Origin of the sequence: Aliidongia dinghuensis, assembly GCF_014643535.1 — a bacterium.
Classification (GTDB): Bacteria; Pseudomonadota; Alphaproteobacteria; order ATCC43930; family CGMCC-115725; genus Aliidongia; species Aliidongia dinghuensis.
This window is the reverse complement of sequence record NZ_BMJQ01000003.1, coordinates 361669-382822: the sequence shown is the minus strand read 5'-3', so window position 1 is coordinate 382822 and position 21154 is coordinate 361669. Positions and strand designations below refer to the sequence as shown.

16 protein-coding genes are annotated in these 21154 nt (G+C 68.1%); 5 read left to right on the top strand and 11 right to left on the bottom strand.

Annotation, left to right across the window (positions count from 1 at the left end; genetic code table 11):
• Positions 1-4: 4 nt before the first annotated feature.
• The 3 genes from IEY58_RS07730 to IEY58_RS07720 form a co-directional block, all read right to left on the bottom strand.
• Positions 5-787 (bottom strand): YdcF family protein, encoded by a 783-nt coding sequence (locus IEY58_RS07730; protein WP_189044247.1) that lies wholly within the window; start codon positions 785-787, stop codon positions 5-7.
• Positions 788-1007: 220 nt separating this feature from the next.
• The gene (locus IEY58_RS07725; RefSeq protein ID WP_189044245.1) at positions 1008-1949 is read right to left on the bottom strand and encodes a right-handed parallel beta-helix repeat-containing protein; all 942 of its coding nucleotides are present in this window, start codon (positions 1947-1949) and stop codon (positions 1008-1010) included.
• A gap of 107 nt (positions 1950-2056) precedes the next feature.
• Positions 2057-4315: an alpha-amylase family protein gene (locus IEY58_RS07720; RefSeq protein WP_189044243.1), complete on the bottom strand. Its 2259-nt coding sequence runs from the start codon at positions 4313-4315 to the stop codon at positions 2057-2059.
• A 262-nt stretch (positions 4316-4577) separates the two neighbouring features.
• On the opposite strand from IEY58_RS07720, the gene IEY58_RS07715 reads away from it, so the two are divergent.
• The 5 genes from IEY58_RS07715 to IEY58_RS07695 all read left to right on the top strand — a co-directional run bounded on the left by IEY58_RS07715 (position 4578) and on the right by IEY58_RS07695 (position 12622).
• Entirely contained in the window at positions 4578-5600 is a 1023-nt protein-coding gene (locus tag IEY58_RS07715; protein WP_189044241.1) for a polysaccharide deacetylase family protein, read from the top strand.
• The gene (locus tag IEY58_RS07710; RefSeq protein ID WP_229743563.1) at positions 5593-6822 is read left to right on the top strand and encodes a glycosyltransferase family 4 protein; all 1230 of its coding nucleotides are present in this window, start codon (positions 5593-5595) and stop codon (positions 6820-6822) included. The genes IEY58_RS07715 and IEY58_RS07710 overlap by 8 nt, the downstream gene beginning before the upstream one ends.
• Positions 6819-7895, top strand: coding sequence for a glycosyltransferase family 4 protein (locus IEY58_RS07705; RefSeq protein ID WP_189044239.1), 1077 nt, complete (start codon positions 6819-6821; stop codon positions 7893-7895). Before IEY58_RS07710 ends, IEY58_RS07705 begins: the two co-directional genes overlap by 4 nt.
• Positions 7896-8150: 255 nt before the next feature.
• Positions 8151-11024, top strand: coding sequence for a hypothetical protein (locus tag IEY58_RS07700; protein ID WP_189044237.1), 2874 nt, complete (start codon positions 8151-8153; stop codon positions 11022-11024).
• Between the two features lie 161 nt (positions 11025-11185).
• Positions 11186-12622 (top strand): oligosaccharide flippase family protein, encoded by a 1437-nt coding sequence (locus IEY58_RS07695; RefSeq protein ID WP_189044235.1) that lies wholly within the window; start codon positions 11186-11188, stop codon positions 12620-12622.
• A 4-nt stretch (positions 12623-12626) separates the two neighbouring features.
• On the opposite strand, the gene IEY58_RS07690 is transcribed toward IEY58_RS07695, so the two are convergent.
• From IEY58_RS07690 to xrtA, 8 genes are read right to left on the bottom strand one after another with little or no spacing between them, the layout of a single operon-like run.
• Entirely contained in the window at positions 12627-13715 is a 1089-nt protein-coding gene (locus IEY58_RS07690) for a GNAT family N-acetyltransferase (RefSeq protein ID WP_189044233.1), read from the bottom strand.
• Positions 13712-14863: a DegT/DnrJ/EryC1/StrS family aminotransferase gene (locus IEY58_RS07685; RefSeq protein ID WP_189044231.1), complete on the bottom strand. Its 1152-nt coding sequence runs from the start codon at positions 14861-14863 to the stop codon at positions 13712-13714. The genes IEY58_RS07690 and IEY58_RS07685 overlap by 4 nt, the downstream gene beginning before the upstream one ends.
• Positions 14860-15735 carry a hydrolase 1, exosortase A system-associated gene (locus IEY58_RS07680; protein WP_189044230.1) on the bottom strand — a complete coding sequence of 292 codons (876 nt, stop codon included), beginning with the start codon at positions 15733-15735 and terminating at the stop codon, positions 14860-14862. Before IEY58_RS07680 ends, IEY58_RS07685 begins: the two co-directional genes overlap by 4 nt.
• Positions 15735-16577 carry an alpha/beta hydrolase family protein gene (locus tag IEY58_RS07675; protein ID WP_189044228.1) on the bottom strand — a complete coding sequence of 281 codons (843 nt, stop codon included), beginning with the start codon at positions 16575-16577 and terminating at the stop codon, positions 15735-15737. Before IEY58_RS07675 ends, IEY58_RS07680 begins: the two co-directional genes overlap by 1 nt.
• Before the next feature lie 15 nt (positions 16578-16592).
• Positions 16593-16844 (bottom strand): acyl carrier protein, encoded by a 252-nt coding sequence (locus tag IEY58_RS07670; RefSeq protein WP_189044226.1) that lies wholly within the window; start codon positions 16842-16844, stop codon positions 16593-16595.
• A gap of 26 nt (positions 16845-16870) precedes the next feature.
• Positions 16871-17650, bottom strand: coding sequence for a S1 family peptidase (locus IEY58_RS07665; RefSeq protein ID WP_189044224.1), 780 nt, complete (start codon positions 17648-17650; stop codon positions 16871-16873).
• Positions 17647-19569, bottom strand: a complete 1923-nt coding sequence (locus IEY58_RS07660; RefSeq protein WP_189044222.1) for an XrtA/PEP-CTERM system amidotransferase — start codon at positions 19567-19569, stop codon at positions 17647-17649. The genes IEY58_RS07665 and IEY58_RS07660 overlap by 4 nt, the downstream gene beginning before the upstream one ends.
• Before the next feature lie 16 nt (positions 19570-19585).
• Complete coding sequence (gene xrtA / locus IEY58_RS07655; RefSeq protein ID WP_189044220.1) at positions 19586-21136, bottom strand: exosortase A; 1551 nt, start codon at positions 21134-21136, stop codon at positions 19586-19588.
• Between the last annotated feature and the right edge of the window lie 18 nt (positions 21137-21154).

The window sequence follows — 21154 nt, the reverse complement described above, 5'->3', positions numbered from 1 at the left end:
AACGCTAGACGGATTGGCCGCCCCGCTCCGGCGCCGGAAACCATGTGTCGGTCCAGCCGCGCAGCCGATAATAGACGAGGCCCAGCCATTCATGGGTCGCCCAGTCCAGGTTGGCGAGCCCCTGCGGCAGGTTCGGCAGATAGGCGTCGCGGTCGTGCTGGATCAAGTAGCCGGCCGGCCAGGGCGTTACGTGCCAGCCGACCGCACGAAAGCAGGCGACCGCCCTCGGGATATCGATTGCCGAGGTGACGAGCAGCCAGGTTTCGCCCTCGGCCGGCTGGACGAGGCGTTTCGAGAACAGCGCGTTCTCCCAGGTGGTGCGCGACTTGCGTTCGAACGTGACGCGATCGAGGTCGAGGCCGAGGCCGCCGAACAGATCGCGTGCCACGTCAGCCTCGCCATAGCCCCCGGTGTACACGAGCTTGGCACCGGGAAAATAGCGGGCGAGGGCGAGGAAGGTTGTTATCCGGTCGGCGCCCGCCTTGAGCGTGGGCGCGTCATGCTCGGCCGAGACGCCGAGATTGATGGCGCCGCCCAGCACGATGATGCCGTCGACATGGTCGGGCAGCCTGGTCGGTTCGGGAAAGCGGTCCTCCAGGATCTCGATCGGCCAGTCGCTCATGGGCAGGGCGGCGAACACGAGCAATGCGGCGCTCACCATCAACAAGGCGCGGCCGAGACGCGCCGTGCGGCGGACGAGGGCGCACAGGAGCCCGACCACGCACGACAGTAAAATGAGCAGGCTCGGGTGAAGCAGCAATCCGACAATCTTGGAGAACTCGAACATGCGCTGCTCGTCCCGTGAAGAACCCGCCGCTTAAAGCTTAAAGCCGAAACCGCGCGACATGACCATCTAGGCCGCTCACGCCGCGGTCTACGACACCGGCTCGCCCAAGAACAGCCGGCGCCAGGATGCCGCCGCTTTTGCGCCGACTCGGGGAGGGGGAAGATTTGCTAACGATTTAAGATTTCGAAATTTCGATGCCTGGCTACCCGCTCGGCCGGGCTCATTGTGCCGAGCCGTCGCCCCTCAGTGGGACCACGGAACCCAAGAGCTTGTTGTTCTTGAGCGCGGCTGGCGTCGCCGTGTTGTTCCAGACGAACAGCGTCTGGTAGTTGCCGTCGTTGCGGAAGCTGTTGTCGGTGACGGTGATCTCCTGCGTTGGTTGGGTGACGCCTTCCTCGCCGATCGCGATTGCCGTCGTGTGATTGTCCGACTTCGGCCCCTTTTCGAGTATGTTGCTGCGCACGACGACGGCACCGCCGTTCGGGATGTCGATGAGGTAGCTCGAGGTCCCGGTCGGACCGTCGGTGATGGTGCAGCCGGTGACCACGGTCCGGCGCGCGCGCGACTTGATCGAATGCGCCTGCTGTGTATCGGAGAAGTGTGAGCTCTCGACCTGCAGCAGGTCGGCGTTGTTGACGTAGATGCCGTGGGCGCAGACCGGGGCGCAGACGCCGTTCTTCACGAACTCGCTGTTGCGGATGATGACCGTGTCGCCCGGGCCGCCGCCCAGGATGCCGTCCTGGTTGTCGATGAACTTGACGCCATCGACCGTCAGGCTGCCTCTGTCCAGCCGGATGCCAGCGCCATTCATGTCGGGCACGCGGGCGCGCGTGAGCGTCAGGTTGCGGACGGTCGTGTTGTTGCCCGAGATAACGAACAGGCCCTTGCCTTGACAGGTCTTGTCGGTGATGACGACGCCGGGCGCGGTGCCCTCGATCACCAGATTGTTCGCGCGCCAGACGGCGCAGTCGAAATATTGCCCGGGCGCGATTTCGATATGATCGCCGTCCCTGGCGACGGCCGCAGCCTCCGACGGCATCTTGTAGGTCTTGCCGGGGCCGACATCGAGCCTCGCGGCGAAGCCGGCATGGGTGAGCATCAGGCCGGCGAGGACCAGGACGAACCGCACCCGCATGGCCGTCCAGAACATCGAGACCGTCATGGCAGCACCCAATCTCCGCAAGGAAAGTCCCGGAGCGGCTTTGCGCGTCGGGCGCGGTCGCTCGGGACCGCGACTGTACTGCGTCGGATCGAGCCGGACAACCAGCGTCAGTCGTCGGATGGTTTGTCGGCAACCTTCGATACGTCTATGCCGTGCATGAGCTCGGCGCCGCCGAACATGTCGCGGAGCCGTATGGTCCAGGCCCCTGGCGTCGCATCGGCGGGGAGTGCCAAGCGCCAGACGGTGCGCTTGCCGTCGAGCGCCAGATTGGCTGTGCCCTGGCGCAGCGCCGTGCCGTCCGGCGCGATCGGCTCGATATGAACGATCCGTCCGCCACGCCACGCCGAACTTTTCTCGGAGATGGTGAAGTCGGCGCTGCCGCCGGGCGCGAGCCGGTCCGGTCCTTCGATCGACAGGGGCGGGGGTGGCGCCGGCAGCAGCGCCAGGATGGCGGCGCTGGTCGCCTCCGGCGCCAGCGTCAGCCGGGTCGTGCGCTGGGGCAGGCCCGGCCGGCGCAGGTCGTAGACATAGGCGGGGGCGGCGAGCTCGAGCGTGATTGCCTGCGGCTGTTCCGCTGAGCCGTCTCCGTCCCGCTGCAGGCCGACGATCACAGCATCGCCGTCGCGGAAGACGCGCGCGTCGATATCGGCCGCGGTGCTGCCATCGGCCGCCGAAAGGGTAAACGGCGGCGGCGCGCCCGCGGTTGCCAGGATCCGCCGGAGCCGGACGAGTGGCAGCGGATCGCCCGGCGCCCGGTCCTGCATGAGATCGGGCAGCAGCAGGAAGCGCCCGCGACCAGCAAGGTCGGCCAGCGGCGGTCGCTCGACGCGGCGCCCGTGCCGGTCGAATGCGCCAGGCATCGTGTCGGTGAGCAGCGTGCCGCCACGGGCGAGGAATTTCCGAATCCGCTGCGCCTCTGCCGGCGACAACGCAATGGTGTGCGGCAGCACCAGCACGCGGATCCGGTCGGCCTCGAGCGCGCCCGTCTCGATCCTGTCCGGCGTCAGCCATTGCGGCGAGACGCCCAGGTGCGAGAGGAGCCCGGCCGCGCGCCGCGTCGCCGCACGCACTGGATTGTCCTCGTCATATTCGGTCTCGGCCTGACGCTCGGCCCAGGGCTTGCCGTCGGCCTTGCGGTCGAGCAGCCACTGGAGCCGCAGGCTCTCCGGCGAATAGAGGATGGCGACCGGATCCCGGGCCGGCCGGCTCGCGATCAGCTGTGCCGCGAGCCCCGAGCGCAGTTCCGTCGTGAGCACCTCGAGCGTCCGGCCGCGCGGTGTCGGCGCCCCGTTCTGGTCGACGAACGCGCCGTTCTCGTCCCACAGGATGAGGCCGCGCCCGCCCAGCAGCAGCGCGTGCCAGATTGCGCGGATCTGCGACGCGTCCGCCAGCGTGGAGGTATGGAGCACGACCAGCTGTGGATTGAGCGCGCGGGCGATTTCGACGTTGTTGCCGAAATCATACATCTCCATCACGTCGACCGCGCCGGCGAGGCGGCTGTAGTCGTAGCCGCCCCAGCCCGGGATCTGGGCGCCTTCGAGTGCCGCCAGCGCCGCCGGGTCGGCCGCGTGGACGGCGTTGGTGCCTATCCGCACGGCACGGGCAAATGCCTCGTCCATCCATTCCTTGAAGTCCGCCCACGCGGCGAAATTCTCGTCCGGCCGGCGCAATGCTTCATTGGTCGTCATCGGCACGACCGCGGACCAGCTGGTGAAGCGGCTGTCCCATTCCCGGTTGAGGGCGGTGAGCGAGCCATATTGCTGCTGCAGCCAGGCCCGCATGCCGTCGAGCGAAGCCGGCGCGAAGTCGAAGTCCCAGGCGGCGGCGAGGTCGCCGGTGCCCGCCTCGTCGGCCAGGTTGAAGAAGAGCGGGCGCGGCTGGCCGAAAGCGGCGACATGCTGCTTCAGCCGCGTCGCAATGCGGGCGAGCCACGCGGGATCGGACAGGCTTGGCGTCCGGATGAAGGGCGTGAGATCGGCAGGATCTTGCCGGTGGAGCCGTTTCGCCTCGTCGAACAGCCAGGTCACCGGCCGATCCGGGTGCCAGCGGTGATAGGCCGAATAGAAGTCGGTCGCGATGTTCTCGACGTACCAGCCGAGGCCGAGCGCGCGGAACGGGGCGGTTTCGCGCGCGATTTCGTCGGGGGCGATCGGACCGTGGCGCCCGTGGATCGTGCCGGCCGTCACGCCAAGGCGTGCCAAGCCGTCGAGCCGGGCCGGCGTCTGGTTCTGCCACATGATCACCTGGTAGTCCGGCCACGCCGGCCCGTCGGCGCGGGCGGCCGAGGGCACGGCCAGCCCGGCGAGCAGGGCCGCGAGCGACGCGATTGCAAGCGAGGCGCGAATCTCGGATAACCTCCGGCTCATGCGGCTTTGCTGGATCATCCACGGATCGGACCCGCTTGGCAAAGGTCGGTCTCTCCTCCGTTCAGCGCCGATGGGACTTGCAGGCGTCGGCCGGAGCCTCTAGACGAGGCGTGCCCGGTCGCGGCAACAATCGCGGCATCAACGCTTTGTTCAGCAAGAACTGGGATCTATGCCGACCGAACCGTGAGCGACCTGCCGGAGAGGGGTGCGCTGAAACGGGTGAAGCCTCTAACGGACCTTGTCTCCATCGATAGCGATGCGCATGCTTCAGCCTCCGAAGAACAACAGTCCGTTTCCTCAGGTCCGTCCGGCCTGCGCGCGCGCGCCGTCAACGCAACCGCTGTGCTGCGTGCTGATCGATGCGGAGGAGGATTTCGCCTGGCTGCGCCCGGTCCGCGGCGAGCCCTATGATCTCACCTGCATGCGCCACTTGTCCGACCTGCAGACCATCCTCGGGGCCTATGGCGCCGTGCCGACCTATCTCCTGACCTATCCAGTGCTGCAGGACGAGAGCATCGTCGCCTCGCTTAGCGCCCGGGTCGCGCGCGGCCAGTGCCGTGTCGGCGTTCAGCAGCATCCTTGGGTCACGCCGCCGCTGACCGAGGCACCGGAGATCCGCAATTCCTTCGTGACCAATCTCGGCCCGGAACTGGAAGAGGCGAAGCTCGTCGAGCTGATGCGTCTGTTCCGCCATTGCTTCGGCACCGACCCGACGGTCTATCGCGCCGGCCGCTACGGCTTGAGCCCCTATACGCCGGCCTTGCTCGAGAAATACGGCTTCGAGGTCGACACCAGCATGGCGCCCTGCACATCGTTCGCCGACGAGCAGGGGCCGGACTTCAGCGCCGACGACTACAACACGTTCTGGTTCGGCAGCCGGCGCCGGGTGCTGGAAGTGCCGCTGTGCCGCAGCATCGTCGGCTGGGGCGGCCGGACTGCGGCACATCTCTACCGCCGGCTCAGTGCCGTGCCAAAGCAGCAGATCATGCCTGGCCTGATGGCGCGGACGCGCTTTGCCGAACGCATTACGCTCTCGCCCGAGGGCAATGACGTCGCCGCCGCCGAACGGCTGACCCGCAGCCTGCTGCGCCGCAAGGAACCGGTCCTGGCGCTCAGCCTGCACAGCTCCTCGCTCAGCGTCGGGCAGAACCCCTACGTGCAGAGCCGCGCCGATCTGCACGCGTTCTACGATCGTCTGTCGGCCATCATGGACATGCTCGCGAACCGCTTCCGGGTCCGCTTCGTCGCGTCCCCCGAACTGCCGGCGCTGTTGGCCGATGGCTGAGGCGATGGCGGAGAAGCGGGTCCTTCTCATCACCAACAACCTGCCGCCGGTGCGCGGCGGCTCCGGCATCGTCTACGACGCGCTCGCGCGCGCCGCCGGCGGCCGCATCGTCGTGGTGGCGCCGCGCATCAGCTATCAGGACGGGCTGCCGCTCATCGGCTGGCGCGAGCATGATCGGCTGGCGCCCTATCCGGTCATCCGCTTGGGCCTGCTGCGCACGGTGATCGGCGATGCCGTGCCGCGGCACCTGCGCCGCCTGCGCTTCCTCCTGCAGGACATCTCGATTCGGGCCGGGCTGCTCGCGACGCTCGTCCGCAGCCTGATGCGCGACCGCATCGCCGTCGTGTGTATCGGCGAGCTGGTCGCGAGCGCCTGGGTATTCGGCGTGCTGCGGCTCCTCCCGTCGATCACCCGCGTGGTCTATGTCCATGGCGAGGAGATCACGACCCAGGACGATTACGACTCGACCAAGGAACGGCGCCGGCGGGCGCTGATGGCCGCTCATCACATCGTGGTGGTCAGCCGCTTCACGGCGCGGGCAGTCGCCGAGCTCTTGGGTGACAAGGCGGCCGACCGGATCCGGCTGATCGAGAACGGCGTCGACGTGGCGCGCTTCCGGCCGGTCGAGCGCCGGCCCGACCTGGTTGCGCGCTACGGTATCGAGGGCTCGTTCGTGTTCGTCTCGGTGTGCCGGCTGCTCGAGAAGAAGGGCATCGACCAGACCATCCGCGCGCTCGCCAAGATCGCAGTCGAGTTTCCCGACAGCCGCCTGCTCGTGGTCGGCGACGGCCCCTATCGCGGCGCGCTCGAAGCGCTTGCAGCCGACTGCGGCGTGGCCGGGCTCGTGAGCTTCTCGGGCTCGGTCGCCGACGACGAGCTGGTCGACCATTACGCGCTGGGCGACGTGTTCGTGATGCCGAACCGCAAATTGCCCAACGGCGATACCGAAGGCTTCGGCCTCGTGTTCCTTGAGGCGAATGCCTGCGGCCTGCCGGTCATCGCTGGCAGCGACGGCGGCAGCAAGGATGCGGTGCGGCACGGTGTGAACGGGCTCTTGGTCGACGGCAATTCGGTCGACCAGATCGCGACGGCGATGCTGGAGATGCGGCGCGATCCCATCGTGCGCGAACGGCTGCGCGACGGCGGCCACGCGGCGGCGGCGGCGGCTGACTGGCGCCACAAGGCGCGGGCGTTCCTGGCATTGTTCGACGCCGGTTCGTGACGCCTGGTCCGGTTCAGGCGAGGCGCCTCAAGATCCTGATCGTGCCGGCGGGCAAGCTCGGTCCGCAATGGGCAGCCTTCCGGCGGGGCGGGGCCGAGGATTTGAGGCGTGTCCTGACGATCCTGGCCGAGCGTGGCATCGACGCGAAGCTGATCGATCCGTTCGACTGGCCGTGGAACCCGTTTGCCGGAGGCCATACGCTGTTTCGTGCGCTCGATCCGTTGCGGGCGCTGCGCATCCTCCTGTTCGAGCGCCGGGTCGACGTCGTCGTCGCTTATTTCGAATCGAGCGCGCTTCTCGTGCTGCTATTGCGCCGGCTGTTCCGCTTCAAGGGACGGGTCGTTATCCATGACGTCGGCCTGACCGAAGCCTGGCGGCTGCGCGAACGCCTGCTCGACTTCGTGATCCCGCGCGCCGATGGGCTCGTCCTGCTCGGCTCCAACCAAGTCGCCTACGTGGAAAAGCGCTGGCCGGCGCATGGTTTCCTACAGTTCCTGCCGGCCGACGTCGATCTCGATTTCTATGAGCCCGAGGCGCCTCCGCAGGATGGGGCGATCCTGTCGATCGGTGACGACGCTGCGCGCGATTTCGCGACGCTGCTCGAGGCCTCGCGCGGCATCGCAGCGCCGATCCTGATCAAGTCGAGCGGGGTTCGCGTGGATCGCGCGGCCTATCCGAACGTCACGGTGCTGTCGCGCCGTCTGCCCGACGTCGAGTATCGCCGCCTGCTGGCGGAGGCGACCCTCGTCGTCGTGCCGCTCACCCCGGCGATCCACGCGAGCGGGGTTACGACGCTGGTCGAGGCGATGGCGATGGGCAAGGCGCTGATCGTGAGCGACTCGCCCGGCATCCAAGACTATGTCGTGCCCGACGAGACCTGCCTGCTGGTGCCATGCGGTGATACGGCGGCGCTCAGGGCCGCGATCCAGCGCCTCATCGACGAGCCCGAGACTCGTGTGCGTCTCGGTGCAAACGCCCGCCGTTTCGCCGAGCGGCATTTGTCGCCGGCCGTGCAGGCCGAGGTGTTGGAACAGGTCTTTCGCCACGTGATCGCCGCAGGGCCGGCCGGATGAATGGGCCCCAATCCGATTCGGTGCCAACGCCAGCGATTCGGCGCCGTCGCCAGCGGTTCGAGTGCGGTCTTTGCGGCGAATTTTCCATCAACGGCGGCATTTTAACGCGCCAGTTGGCCCGTTCCTTCACCAAACCGAAAGCGAAAGGTGCTTCAGCTTGCTTGAGACTGGGGCGCTTCGCATAGTTTCGGCCAAAGGTCGGACGCGGACCGTTTCCATCGCACGCTGATGAGGAACGCATTGATTCTCTGCCGGATGGATAGCTTGGGCAAATACGTCCTGCCGCTGATCGCGCTGCTATGGGTCGGCCTCTCGCTGCCGGTGCCGGCGGTCTACGCCGCCTCGCCGCCAATCATCTTCTCCATCGCGGATGCAAAGGACGGCGCGATCACGGTGCCGGATCCCAAGACCGACGGCGCCATCTCCGTCACCGGCGATGGGCAGACGCCGGTCAAGGTCTGGCTCTATTCCTGGTGGTTGCACCGGTTCGTCGTGGAGAAGGACGGCAGCGTGACGCTGGAGGACCAGCATGCCAGCGCCCAGCGGATCACCATGCACCGAGTGCCTGCGGTCTTCTTCATCGATGGCGCCGGGGTCCTGCTGCCGAGCCTGCAGCCCGTCAATATTTCGGCGTTTTCCGCCAAGAGCAGCGGTGGCGATGCTCCCCGTGGCGGCCCCGTTCTCGCCCCCGCGCTGCCGAAACCCAGCCAGCCCGGCGAAATCGTGGCCGTCCTGGTCCGGAACGACACGCAGGTTGATCTGCCGTCGCGGGTCGTGACGTTCGGTCAGGCTTTCGCGCCGGGAGACTTCCCGGATGGCGACGTGCTGGAAGCGAAGACCCAGAACGGCACAGTGGCGGTGCAGGCCGACATCAAGGCCCGCTACCCCGACCGGTCGGTCAAGCATGCCGTGATCAGCCTCGAGGCGCCGGCGCTCGCCCATGATGCCAACGTCGCCGTCATGCTGTCGGCCCGGTCGGGCACGCCCTCAGGCGCGCTGATCACGCCTCAGACGATCCTCGCCCATGGCTACGATCTTTTGCTGCGGCGCGAATTCCCGGCGACGAGCGGCCTGCCGGACCTGTCGGTCGATGCGGCGAGCCTGCTCGAATCGAGTGCCGCCGATAGCTCGATCACCACCTGGCTCAGCGGCCCGCTCGCTTCGGAATATCGCGTCAGCAAGCGGATCATGCCGAACTTCCGCATCACGTTCGACATCCGGGCGACGGCGGACGGCGGGGTCAGGACGGACGTGATCATGTCCAACGATCTCGCCTACCTGTTCCCGCAGCCGAGCGTCTATAGCGCCACCGTCACGCAGAGCGGCATGGCCACCTGGAAATCGCCGCTCCTCAACCATCGCCGGTTCCAGGAATGGCACAAGGTGTTCTGGAACCGGGAGACGCCGATGCCGTCGGTCGTGCTCGACGTCGGCTATCTCGAGAAGGCCGGCGCGGTGCCCGACTTCGACCTGTCGCTGGGCGTGTCGCGTGACGCGCTCAGGCAGGGGCTGACCTCGGTTGCCAAGGCGGAGGGCGAGCCGCTCGGTGCCGGGCCGGTGATGCGCAAGATGGCTACGACCGGCGGCCGCGCCGATATTGGTCCCACGACCGACTGGGCGGCTAATTATCTCGTCTCCCAGGATTCCGACGCCCGGACGCTCATGCTGGCCGCCGCCGACGCGGCCGGGTCGATCCCCTGGCATGTCCGCGAGCTCGACGGCCGGATCGTCTCGGCGCTCAACCATCCGCGCCTTTTTCTGGATCCGCGGTGCAAGACCGTCGACTGCGTACCCGGCGGCTTTGTGGACCCGAATTCCGGCTGGGAACTGGACAATGCACATACACCGGACCTGGCGTATGTGCCGTACCTGACGACCGGCAGCCATTTCTACCTGGATCAACTCCTGGCCGAGGCGAACTGGATCGTGCTGTGCCAGGATCCGGACTACCGCAAGGACGCGACCGGGTTGCTTCTGGCGCTGAGCCAGGTGCGCGGCGTCGCCTGGAGCCTGCGCGAGATCGCGAACGCTTCCTGGATCGCGCCCGACGACGAGCCGCTCAAGGCCTATTTCCAGTCGGTCTTCGACAACAACATGGCGGCGCTCACCCAGACCTATCTGGTCGACCGAGCCATGCTTCCGACCGGCGCGATCGAGGGCTTCGTCGAGAACCCCTACGACAAGACCACGGTCGCACCGTGGCAGCAGGATTTCCTTGCCATCACGATGAGCACGCAAGCGCGGCGCGGCTTGGAGCCGGCAAGGAAGTTTGCCGCCTGGATGACGAATTTCGTCGCGGGCCGCTTCACCCATGGCGCCGAAGGGTTCAATCCCCTGCACGGGCCGGACTACTACTCGGCCTATATCGATCCGCAGACCAAGCAGCCGGTGAATACCTGGGAGAAGCTCTACAACCTGAACTTCGCCGGCAAGCCCGCGCCGACCAAGCTCGACGGCACGCCGCAGTCGAAAGACGACTACGCCGCGATCGCGCGCGCGGCTACGGCGAGCCTGTTTTCGGTGACGCAGCAGCCGCGGGCGCTCCGGGCCTTCGCCTTCCTCTCCGCCAATGCGGAAGACATGTTGAAGGCGTTCTCGAACGGCAATGCCTTCAACATCAATCCGCGCTTCGCCGACGGCCATGTCCTGCAGGATGACGAGATCCTCTATCCAGCTCCGGGCGGCGGCCGGCTGGCGGCGAAGACCGCACACAGCATGTTGATCGGCGGTGCCGGCCAAATCACGCTGCAGGGCATGCCGGGCGTCACGGTGATGGTCGGCGGCAGCGGTGCCACGACCATGATCGGCGCAAAGGGCGCCAATTATTTCTTCGCCGGCGCCGGCGATGCCGCGATGGCGGGTGCTGCCGGCCAGAACTATTTCGGCCTTGCCGCGGGACGTGCCCAGATCGATCTGGCGGCGACCGACACGGCGGTCGATCGCATCGAGGGGTTCAAACCCGGCAGGGATCACGTGCACCTGATCGGGAGCGAGACAGACCTGGGCAAGATCATCGCGACCGGCCGCAAGGCGGAGAGCGGTTCGACGGTGCTCACAGTCGGGCCCGGGCATACGGTCGAGTTCGTCGGCCTCTCGCCGTCCGACGTTTCGCCCGCCTTCTTCGATTGAGAAAACCGTTAACCACTCTGTGCTAATCCACCATCGGCGGTGGATTTCCACCGAGCGTGGGTGTATCCGACCCTCGGCCTCGAAGAACCTGGCCTCGAAGAACCTGACAGTGGAGCTGAACCATTTCTATCGCCCATAAGACCGCTGTCGGCGCGGGCTGGATGGTCCTTTGGCGCCTGGTGACGCGCGGCCTCGGGATCATCAGCACGCTGTTCCTCGCGCGAGTGCTGGTTCCGCAGGATTTCGGCATCGTCGCGATCGCGACGACCTATGTTGCGGCATTCGATTCGATTTCGGCGGTCGGCCTCCAGGATGCGATCATCCGCATCGGCGGCAACAGCGACCATCTGCACGACACGGCATTCACGCTAGGCATCCTCCGGAGCACCATCAACGGCATCCTGGTGGCCCTGAGCGCGCCGCTCGCGGCGGCGTTCTTCAACGAGCCGCGCATCGTTCCCGTCCTCCATGTCCTGGCCGTGCTCACCGTTCTCGAGGGCTTTGAGAATATCGGTGTCGTCGATTTCCGGCGCGCGATGCGCTTCGACAAGGATTTCCAGCTGTTCCTGCTGCCGCGCCTGGTCGGGGTCGTGGTCACGATCACCTGCGCCATGGTGTTCAAGACCTATTGGGGCCTGGTCGCGGGCATCACGGCACTGCGGCTCGTGCGGCTGGCGGCGACCTATGTCCTGCACCCGTACCGGCCCAAGTTCTCGATGCACGGCTGGCAGCAGATTTCCAGCTTTTCGTTCTGGACCTGGGCGTCGAGCATCGCAACCTTGGCGCGCGACCGGTGCTGGACGATGGTCATCGGCCGGTTCTTCGATCCGGCCGCGGTCGGCATCTTCACCATGGCGTCCGAGATCGGCCTGCTGCCGATCAGCGAGTTCATCTATCCGATCTGTCGCGCGCTGTTCGCGGGCTTCACCATGGCGCGACACCAGGGGACGAACCTCGGGCCGGCCTTCGCGCGTACCATCGGGGTCATGGCCCTGATCGCGTTGCCGTCGGCGATCGGCATCTCGGCCGTCGGCAATTATATCGTCGACGTGGCGCTTGGCCCCAAATGGGGCAACGCGGTCGGCATCATGCAGATCATCTCGGCGAGCGCGCCGTTCTACCTGCTGACCGCGATCGGCAGCACGGTCATGAACGCGGCCGGCAACATCCGGAACAATTTCTGGATCATCGCGGCCTCGGCGGTGGTCGGCGTCATCGGCAGCGCCGTCATGGCCCACGAGTTCGGCATGCTGGGGGTCGCTGGTGCCACCGCAATCCTGATGACTTTCGAGGGCGTGCTGTTCCTCGTCGTCGCGATGCGTTCGGTCGAGGTTTCCGTCGGCGAGATCGTCTACCGACTGTGGCGGCCGCTTGTCGCGACGCTGGTCATGACCATCGTGCTGTGGGCGTCCGGCTACGGCTGGCAGGCATCGACGCCGGGCACGATCGCCAATTTCCGGGAATGCGGCGCCGCGATCGCGCTCGGCGTCTTGTCCTACGGCGGCAGCATCTTCCTGCTCTGGAAATTGTCGCGCGACAAGGACCCGCTGGAGCTGTTCCTGCTCGGGACCGCCCGGCGCGCGATCCTGCGGCGATAAGCGGCTACGGCGCCGCGGCGGGTCCGCGCCGCAATCGCCCGATCAGGCTCCGCAGCCGCGGCAGTACATCCCAGCGGTAGTGGTTCAGGTGATAGAGCTGCCGCTCTTCCCGGGTCCAGGTCTGATGCCACGGCTTCAGCGGTCCGAAGAACTCGATGCGCCGGGCACCCGGGGCGTCGAACAGGGCCTCGAACATGGCGCGCCGCATGAGCTGGGCCGGTGAGGTCTGGCTGGGTAAGGTCTGGTTGGGCGAGGTCTGGTTGCCGGCCAGCACTTCGCTGTACGCCGTCTTCAGGATGATCGTGGTGCCGTCGCGGCTGAGGCAGAGGTCGCTCGCGACAACCGCGCTGTCATAGCGGATCTGCCAGGCCTGCGCCTCGCCCGCGGCGGCGAAGTGCTCCAGCAGCCGGCGATAGAAATCTGCCTGGCGCGAGCCCGGCGTCACTGCCGTCCCGGCCTCTGCCTTCCAGCCGGAGGCTTCGAGCGCGGCATAGCAGGCGACGGCGTCGGCCATTTCTGCCGGTGCGGTCAGGCAGCGGATCTCGACCGCGACGCCCGCTTCGGCGAGCCGCTTCGTCTGGCGGCGCAAATTGTGGCGCAGGTTCTTGCTGAGACCGGCGAACCAGGGCTCGAACCGGTCGGTGATGGTGATTGCCGGTGTCGCGAAATAGTCGAGCGTCCGCGTGCGGCCCGTCTCGGCCGGCCGCGGCGTCAGCGCCGGGTCGAGCCCGGTCAATGAGACGAGCAGCGGCCGGCCGGGCAGGGCGCGCAGCAGGTCGTCGAGCGCCTTGCCCAGCGGCAGCGCCGGATCGGCGAGCCAGAGGCCGAGGGGCGCGTTGTCGAGCTTCGCCGTGCGCCAGGCGAGCGGCGCCTGCCTCTCGAGCACGGCCATTGCCCGGACGTGGGTTGGGTCGCCGAGCCGGGCGATGCGGACATCGGCCGGCTCGAACGCGTCGAGCAGGCATTGGACGAGCGCAAAATCGAGCGGCAGCGGCCGGTCGAGCCGTGCCGCCAGCGCCTGCCAGTCGTTCATGAGGCTCGGCAGGTCGCTGACGGGATGCAGCGTCCAGCGCATCGGCCTGGCCTCGGTCACGACGCCGCCCGGCGCGCACTTGAGAGATCGGTGCGGATCGTCTCGATGATCGAGCGGATTTCCGCCGGTTCCAGGTCCTGGTGACAGGGAAACTGGACGAGGTGGCGGCTCAGGTCGCGCGCGACCGGGCAGGTGTCGGCCGGCAGGTCGGGCCAGAGGAACTCGGCGAAGCGCTGCATGGGCAGGCGCCGCTCGAGCCAGCGCGGATGCCAGCGGTCGAGGTCGTCGACCCAGACCGGCGCCATGAACGGCACCTCGTCCGCCGTCGGTTGAAACGGCATGGCGCAGCCCGGCACGCCGGCGAGCCCTTCCTGATAGAGCGCATAGGCCTGGCGCCGCCGCTCGGCGATGCGGGGCCGGGCGGCCCGGCGCGCAACGAACCGCGAAATCGCGGCCGGCGCATCCAGGATCCGGGCGGGGTCGACGGCACCGGTAACGTCGCGCCGCAGCGATTCGCCGGCCGCAGCCGGGCTGTTCGATCGGCGGGTCTGTTGCCGGCTGCGCTCAAGGGCTGCGAGCAGCGGCCGCAGGACCGGATTGCGCCCGTGATCCTTCGCCTCTTCGAGCAGGTTGTAGACGGCCTTGAGTTCCGAGCGCAGGGACGGAGCACGGGTCGCGACCCGCGGCGCCGACAGGGCATTCAGCGCCAGCAATCCGCCATCCCAGACCGGCAGGAACTTGGTCAGGCTCGCGATGGCGAAGTCGCCGAACGAGCCCAAGGGCTGGCCGCGCCAGGACCCGTAGAGCGCGTGCGCACAATCCTCGACCAGCAGGAGGCCGAACTGGTCGGCAAACGCGCGCAGTGCCGCCCAATCCTGTGCGAAGCCGAAGAAATTGACGCCGAGCAGGGCGGCGCTCCTCGGCGTGAGCCGGCCAGCCAGATCGTCGAGGTCGGCCGAGAGGTCGCGCCGCAGTCGGTAGAACACTGGCGTCGCACCCTGAAGCAGGATCGGCGTGACCATGGATCCGGACGCATAGGCGGGGATAAGCACTTCGTCGCCGGCCTTGACGCCGGCGAGGCGGAGGCCGAGGGCAAAGGCCATCCGGCCGGCGGTGAGAAAGAGCTTGTGCGGGCGATCCAGGATCGAAGGCACGTCGCCGCGGCCGTGGAAGGTCGCCGGTACGAGCTGCGGCGAGAGCGGGATCATCGGCGAACCCGGGAGTGCCAGGGCTCGGCCCGATCGCGCGGCTGTCGGGCGAGCCATTGCCGAACATGGTCGAGCGCACTCTGCCACCAGATTGCCTGGGAGAAGGTATGGTCGGCGCCCTCGACCCGCGCGATGGTGAGGTGAGGCGGCGGCGGGCTCGGCAGGCGAGCGACGACCGCGCCCTCGAATTCCGCCGCGGTCATGTCGCGGTCGGACAGCAGCAGCAGCATCGGGCAGTCGGTGCGGGAGAGTGCTGCGAGCAGGCGATCGGCGAGCGAGTTGTCGCCCGAAGGCTGGCGGCTTGTGGCCAAGGTCGCCAAGAACTCCCGCGCCTTGGTCCAGGGGTTGATCTGCCCCGTCATGAGCTTCTTCCAGAAGCTGGGCGACAGGACCTGGCGCGGGTAATGGCTGCGGATGTGGGCGGCTGCCAAGGTCTCAGCACTGCGGATCCAGGGATTGACCAGGATCGCGCCGTCGGCCGTTACGCGCGGCAGCCCGGTGGCGATGGCCGTTGCGGCGTCGCACAGGCCGTAGAGCACGACAGGCCCGACCTCCGGCACGGTCGCGCGCAGCGCCGCCACCGCTGCTGCGATGTCGGGGCCAAGCGCCGTGAAGCCGGGATGCGCGCCCTCGCTGTCGCCCATGCCGCGGCCGTCGAACCGCAGGGTCGCAACACCCTGTTCGGCGAGGGCGCGGGCGAGCAGGACATTCTGCCGGTGCGCGCCGACCCGCGTCTGCAGGCCGCCGGGCAGGATGACGAGGCCGAGTTCCGCCTTGGCCCGCGGCCGGGTCAGAATACCCAGCAGCCGGTCGCCGGCGCAGAAGAAGGTGACCGCCTCCTCGGACCAGGCGGACGTGACCGGTCCTGCCATCAGGCTGCGGCTCGCTTGCCGGGCGAAAGCAATGTTTCGACTGTTTCGATAACGAATTGATCGGCGACGGGCGTTTCTTCGAGCAGCCAGAACGATGGCGCCTCGATGGTCCGACAGGAGAATGGGCCGGCGATACCGTCGCGGAGTCGGACGACCGCATCGGCCGACCGCTGGGGCAGGGCCTCGTCAGGGCGCGTCGTCAGGTGCAGCCAGTCGACCTGGCCCGAATAGCCTGCGCCGATTTCGGCCAGATCTGCCGCATCGAGCCCGGCGAAGAGTTCCGGGACGAGCGGATATCCCAGGAGTTCGATCGGCGTACCCGCGGCGAGCATCGCGCGGAGCCCGGCCATGGTGACGCGCGGTCCGTCGCCCGACTGCGTGGCGGCAACGCGGCTGCGCAGCAGGCCGGTCAGATAGGTTCGGCCGCTCTCGACCGGTTGGCACAGGAGCACCCGCTCGAGGCCGGCGGCCTTGGCGCTGGCAAGCGCCAAGAGCGCGCCTGTGCGCAGGCCCAGCGTGCCGATGACCCGTTCGCCCTCGCTCTCGATATGACGGATGGCCGCCGCTGCATCGGCGAGCCAGCCGTTCCAGCGCGCGTCCTCGAAGCCGCCGGCGCTGTCGCCGGTGCCGTGGAGATCGAGCACGAACAGCCCCAGGCTGCGCGCTGCCATGGCGCGGCCCAGCGCCGCGATGGTCCGGCGCGACCGGTTCATCTCCTCGGCGAAAGGCGGCAGATAGAGCACCGTGCCGCGCTTTGTCTCCACCGGCCGGTGCCAGGCGGCGAATAGCGCGCCGCTCGGCCCGTCCAGATAGAGCGGCTGGAGCGCGTCGACGTCGGACATGTCAGCCAACCCGTCTCAGTCAATCCGTCGGGCGGCCACGACCGACGCGAGCGAACCGAATGTGGCGAAGGTGTCTTCCGTCAGGTCCTCGTCCTCGAAGGTCACCGCGAAATGATCCTCGATCGCGGCGATGAGGGCGGCGACCGCCATGCTGTCGAGTTCGGGCAGCGCGCCCAGGAGTGGGCTCGCGGCGGTAAGTGCGGCGGCGCGCCCATCGAGGTTCAGCACCTCGGCCAGGACTGCCCGAAGGCCTTGTTCCGTATCCACGTCGACCTGCCTTGTTTTGATGCTGCTCAGGTCCCGCTGCAGCCGGGCTTCGCCGCCAGCTCGCGACCATAGCGGATCGGGATGGCATAGGTGATGCCGCTCGGCGTGCCAACAACGGAGGCGAGAGCCGCTTCCTTGGTCGGCTTTACATAGACGCTGTCGATGATGCCGACCACTGTTGCGTTATCGGCGCGATAGACTGGGCTGCCGCTGTTGCCCGGATAGGCCACGGCGTCGAGCTGGTAGACCTCGAAATTCTGCTGCAGCCGCTGGATCGTCTCGGCATTCAGCGTATGGCTGTTGCCCTGCGGGATCGCGGCCGGCACTTGAGCCGCGATGATGCCGCGCGCGGTCGACGGATAGAGCCCGAGGATCGCCCCCAGCGGATAGCCGGTGAAGGCGATCTCGCGCCCCTCGGCCTCGACCTCGGAGCCGGCCAGCTTCGCCGCCGGCAGGTTGGGGGCGGCGACGCGCAGGGTCGCGATGTCGTGCTCCCGGTCGGTGCACAGGACCTGCGCCTCGCGCATCTGGGCCGAATCGCCGTGGCCCACGAACACGACCCAGCGCTCGAAATCCGCGAGCTTGCGACCGAACACATGCGCGCTGGTGAGCACTGTAAGCCCGTCGCCGATCGCGAAGCCGGTCGCATCGACGATCGCCGAGGGTGCCCGGTCCTTCTTGAAGGAGCCGATCGCGACCACGGACGGCTTCATCTGGCGGATCGTCTGCGGCAGGTCCTCCGCCGGGGCAACGCCGGCGCCGAACAGGCCGAGCGCCAGCAGCACCGATGCGGTCGCACGAATCATGCGGCGTAGCCGAGGCCGGTACCGCGAGCTTGGCCGTCCTGGCGCAGGAACGAGTCGAACATCATGAGCGACCACAGCACGGCGGCATGGTCGCTGCGGCCCGACTGGTGATCCTCGACCAGGCGCTTCAGCGTCGCCCGGTCGAACAGGCCGCTGTCCGCCATGACTGAACCGCAGACCGTGTCGCGCACGCGTTCGGCGAGCTGGCCGCGGAACCAGCTCGCGAGCGGCACCGAAAAGCCCTTCTTCGGCCGATACAGGATGTCGTTCGGCAAGAGCGGCTCGAACGCCTTCTTCAGGATCGCCTTGCCGGCCGCGCCGCGCAGGCGGAACGTGCGCGGCAGCGTCGCCGCCCATTCGACGAAGTGATGGTCGAGGATCGGCACGCGCACTTCGAGTGCCACCGCCATGCTGGTGCGGTCGACCTTTGTCAGGATGTCGCCCGGCAGCCAGGTCTTGAGGTCGATATATTGCGCGAGTGCCACCGGATCGTCGGCCGGCGCGTTGCCCTGGTGCGCGCGGAACACCTCGATCGCGCCGTAGCCGCCGAGGTCGCGCCGCATGCGGTCGCTATAGAGCGAGCGGCGCAGCTCGTCGGGGATGACCGAGACGCCGTGGAAATAGCCCTCGACCGTGTCGCGAGCGACCGCCTGGAAGGTCGATTTGGCGCGCAGCATCTTGGGCGCCCAATCGAGCTTCGGATATGTGCGGCCAAGCAGGCCGAACAGCGGCTGCCGGAGCGGTGCCGGCACGAGGCGGCGAGCCTGCTCCTCGTAGCCGTGCCAGCGGTAGCGGCGATATCCCGCGAACAGCTCGTCACCGCCGTCGCCCGACAGCGCCACGGTGACGCGCCGTCTGGCGAGCTCACTCACGCGGAAGGTCGGCATGGCCGAACTGTCGGCGAACGGCTCGTCGAACATGCCGGCAAGGCGGTCGACCAGATCGACCTCGTCGGCCGACACGGTCTCGCTCGCATGGCGCGTGTTGTAGAGGGTCGCGACCTGGCGGGCATAGCCGGACTCGTCGTAGGCCGGATCGTCGAAGGCGATCGAGCAGGTGTCCATCACCCGGCCGCTTTCCTGCGACATGAGCGCCACGACCGCGCTCGAATCGACACCGCCCGACAGGAAGGCGCCCAGCGGCACCTCGGACACGAGCCGGATGCGCACCGCCTCGCGCAGGCGCTCGACCAGCTCGACCGCGGCGTCTGCTTCGGACAGCGTGCTGGTCTCGGCGAAGCGGACATCCCAATAGCAGCGCGGCGCCGGATGGGGCCGGCCGCGCCGGATGCACAGCGTGTGGGCTGGCGCCAGCTTGTGGACGTGGCGATAGATCGTCTTCGGGTCCGGCACGTATCCCAGCGCGAAGTAATCCTCGGTCGCCTGCAGGTCGAGGCTGCGGTCGACCTCGGGATGGGCAAGCACGGACTTGAGCTCGGAGCCGAACACGACAGTGCCGTCGGGCAGGATCGAATAATGCAGCGGCTTGATGCCGAGCCGGTCGCGCCCGAGGAACAGGGTCTGCTGCCGGCTGTCCCAGATGGCGAAGACGAACATGCCGCGGAACCGCGTCACGCAATCCTCGCCCCATTCCTCCCAGGCGTGCACGATGGCTTCCGTGTCGCAATGGGTGCGGAAGACATGGCCGCGCCCGCGCAGCTCCTCGAACAGCTCCTGGAAATTGTAGATTTCGCCGTTGTAGGTGACGCAGACGCTGCCGTCCTCGTTGAACAGCGGCTGATGGCCGCCGGCACGGTCGATGATGGCGAGCCGGCGATGGGCGAGGCCGATGCCCTCGGCCCGGTGGATGCCGTCGCCATCCGGGCCGCGATGGGCGATCGCGTCGTTCATCCGTTCGAGCAGGCTCGGATCGACCGCCCGGTCGGCGCGCTCGTGATAGATTCCGGCAATCCCGCACATGTTCAGGCCACCCTTTCTACATGCTGCCGGCGTGCGCGAGCGCGCGGCTCAATCCTTCCTGCTGCGCGAGCGCGCGGGTGAGCGCGCGCTCGGCCTCGGCCGGCGACTCGTTGCCGTCGAACGGCGCCGCCATGACGATCGCAGCGCCCGCATTGCGCCCGGCGAGCAGGCCGCGGATCTGCAGCAACTTCGACGCGGCGGCGCTGCCGGTGAAGCGATCGTCCACCCAATACCATGCATAAATCAACCAGTGCTGGCGGCCGTGCGCCACAACCAGGCGCTGGACCGCGACCGACTGGCCGTCGATCGAGACGTCGGCCTTGCCGAAGCTGAGGCGCGTCCAGTCGTCCGGCGCCAGGTTCGCCGCGTCGCTCGCGGCCTTGGCACCCTGGCGCTGCCAGGCGTAATAGGCGACGACGCGCGTCACCGGCCGGCCATCGACAAGTTCCTGGTCGACCCGGCGCGCATCGGCACCGGGCAGTTTGGGCTGCCAGGGCAGGGCCTGGATCGCGGCCGCATCGAGTGGCGCGCCGGCTGCAGGCAGCGCCAGGTCGGCGATGGGGCCGGGGATCCGGGCGAGTGCGCCGTCGGTCGCGGTCGCCGCGATCAGGATGCCGAAGGCACCGGCCGCAACGAGCGCGTCGCGCGCGGGACGGCGTGTGGTCGAACGGTCGGCGGGGCGGGGGGCGGTGGCCGCGGCCGGCGCCTCCCGGAAGCTCCAGCCGATCAGCAGCAGCACGCCGGTCACGAGCGTCAGGAAGACCCAGCCGTAGATGACGTGATCGACGCTTGCAGCGAACTCGAGCCCGAAGGCGTGTGCCAGCAGGATGACGGTGAAGACGCGGAGCCCGTTCGAGACGATCGGGATGACGATCGCGAGGACGAGGAAGGCCGCGCGGCGTGCCCAAGTGCGGTAGAACTCGCTCGCGAACAGGATCGCGAGCGTAATCGTGGCCGTGAGGAAGCGCAGGCCCGAGCATTCGTCGGCGACGGCGAAATTACCGATCGGCGTGGTTATCTGCAGCCCGTCCTGGAACACCGGCGTGCCGACCGCCCGCAGGGCCTGGACCGCGATATTGGCTGTCCAGGCCTGCAGCTGCGGCGTGACGCCCTGGCCGAACGGCACCGCCGCGAACAGGAACAGCGCCGGAAACGCCAGCACACGGAACGCCCGGAACCCGAGCAGGGTCAGCGCCAAGGCATCGATCATGGCGGCGAGGGCGAACTGGCTCACCATCTGGACGCTCACGACCTGTGCCATGAGCCAAGCGGTGGCGGCGGCGGCGAGCGGCAGCAGGCCCCAGACGGTCGGCCGTGGTGCCGCCGCGAGGAGTGCCGCCCGGCGCTGCCAGACGAGCCAGCCGGCGATCGGCAGGATCAGGAAGCCGTGGCTATAGGCGTTGTCGTCGTACCAGAGCCGGACGATCGAGCCGGCCGTGCCGCGGAACAGCAGCAGGAGCAGCAGAATGCCCGCGCCCGCGACCGCCAGGGTGAGGCGCTCGCGGTCGAGCCCTATCGACGACCCCGCGGACGCCGATCCAGTGGGGCCCGGTTGGGGCAGCGTCAAACGATTCCGCGCTTCCCG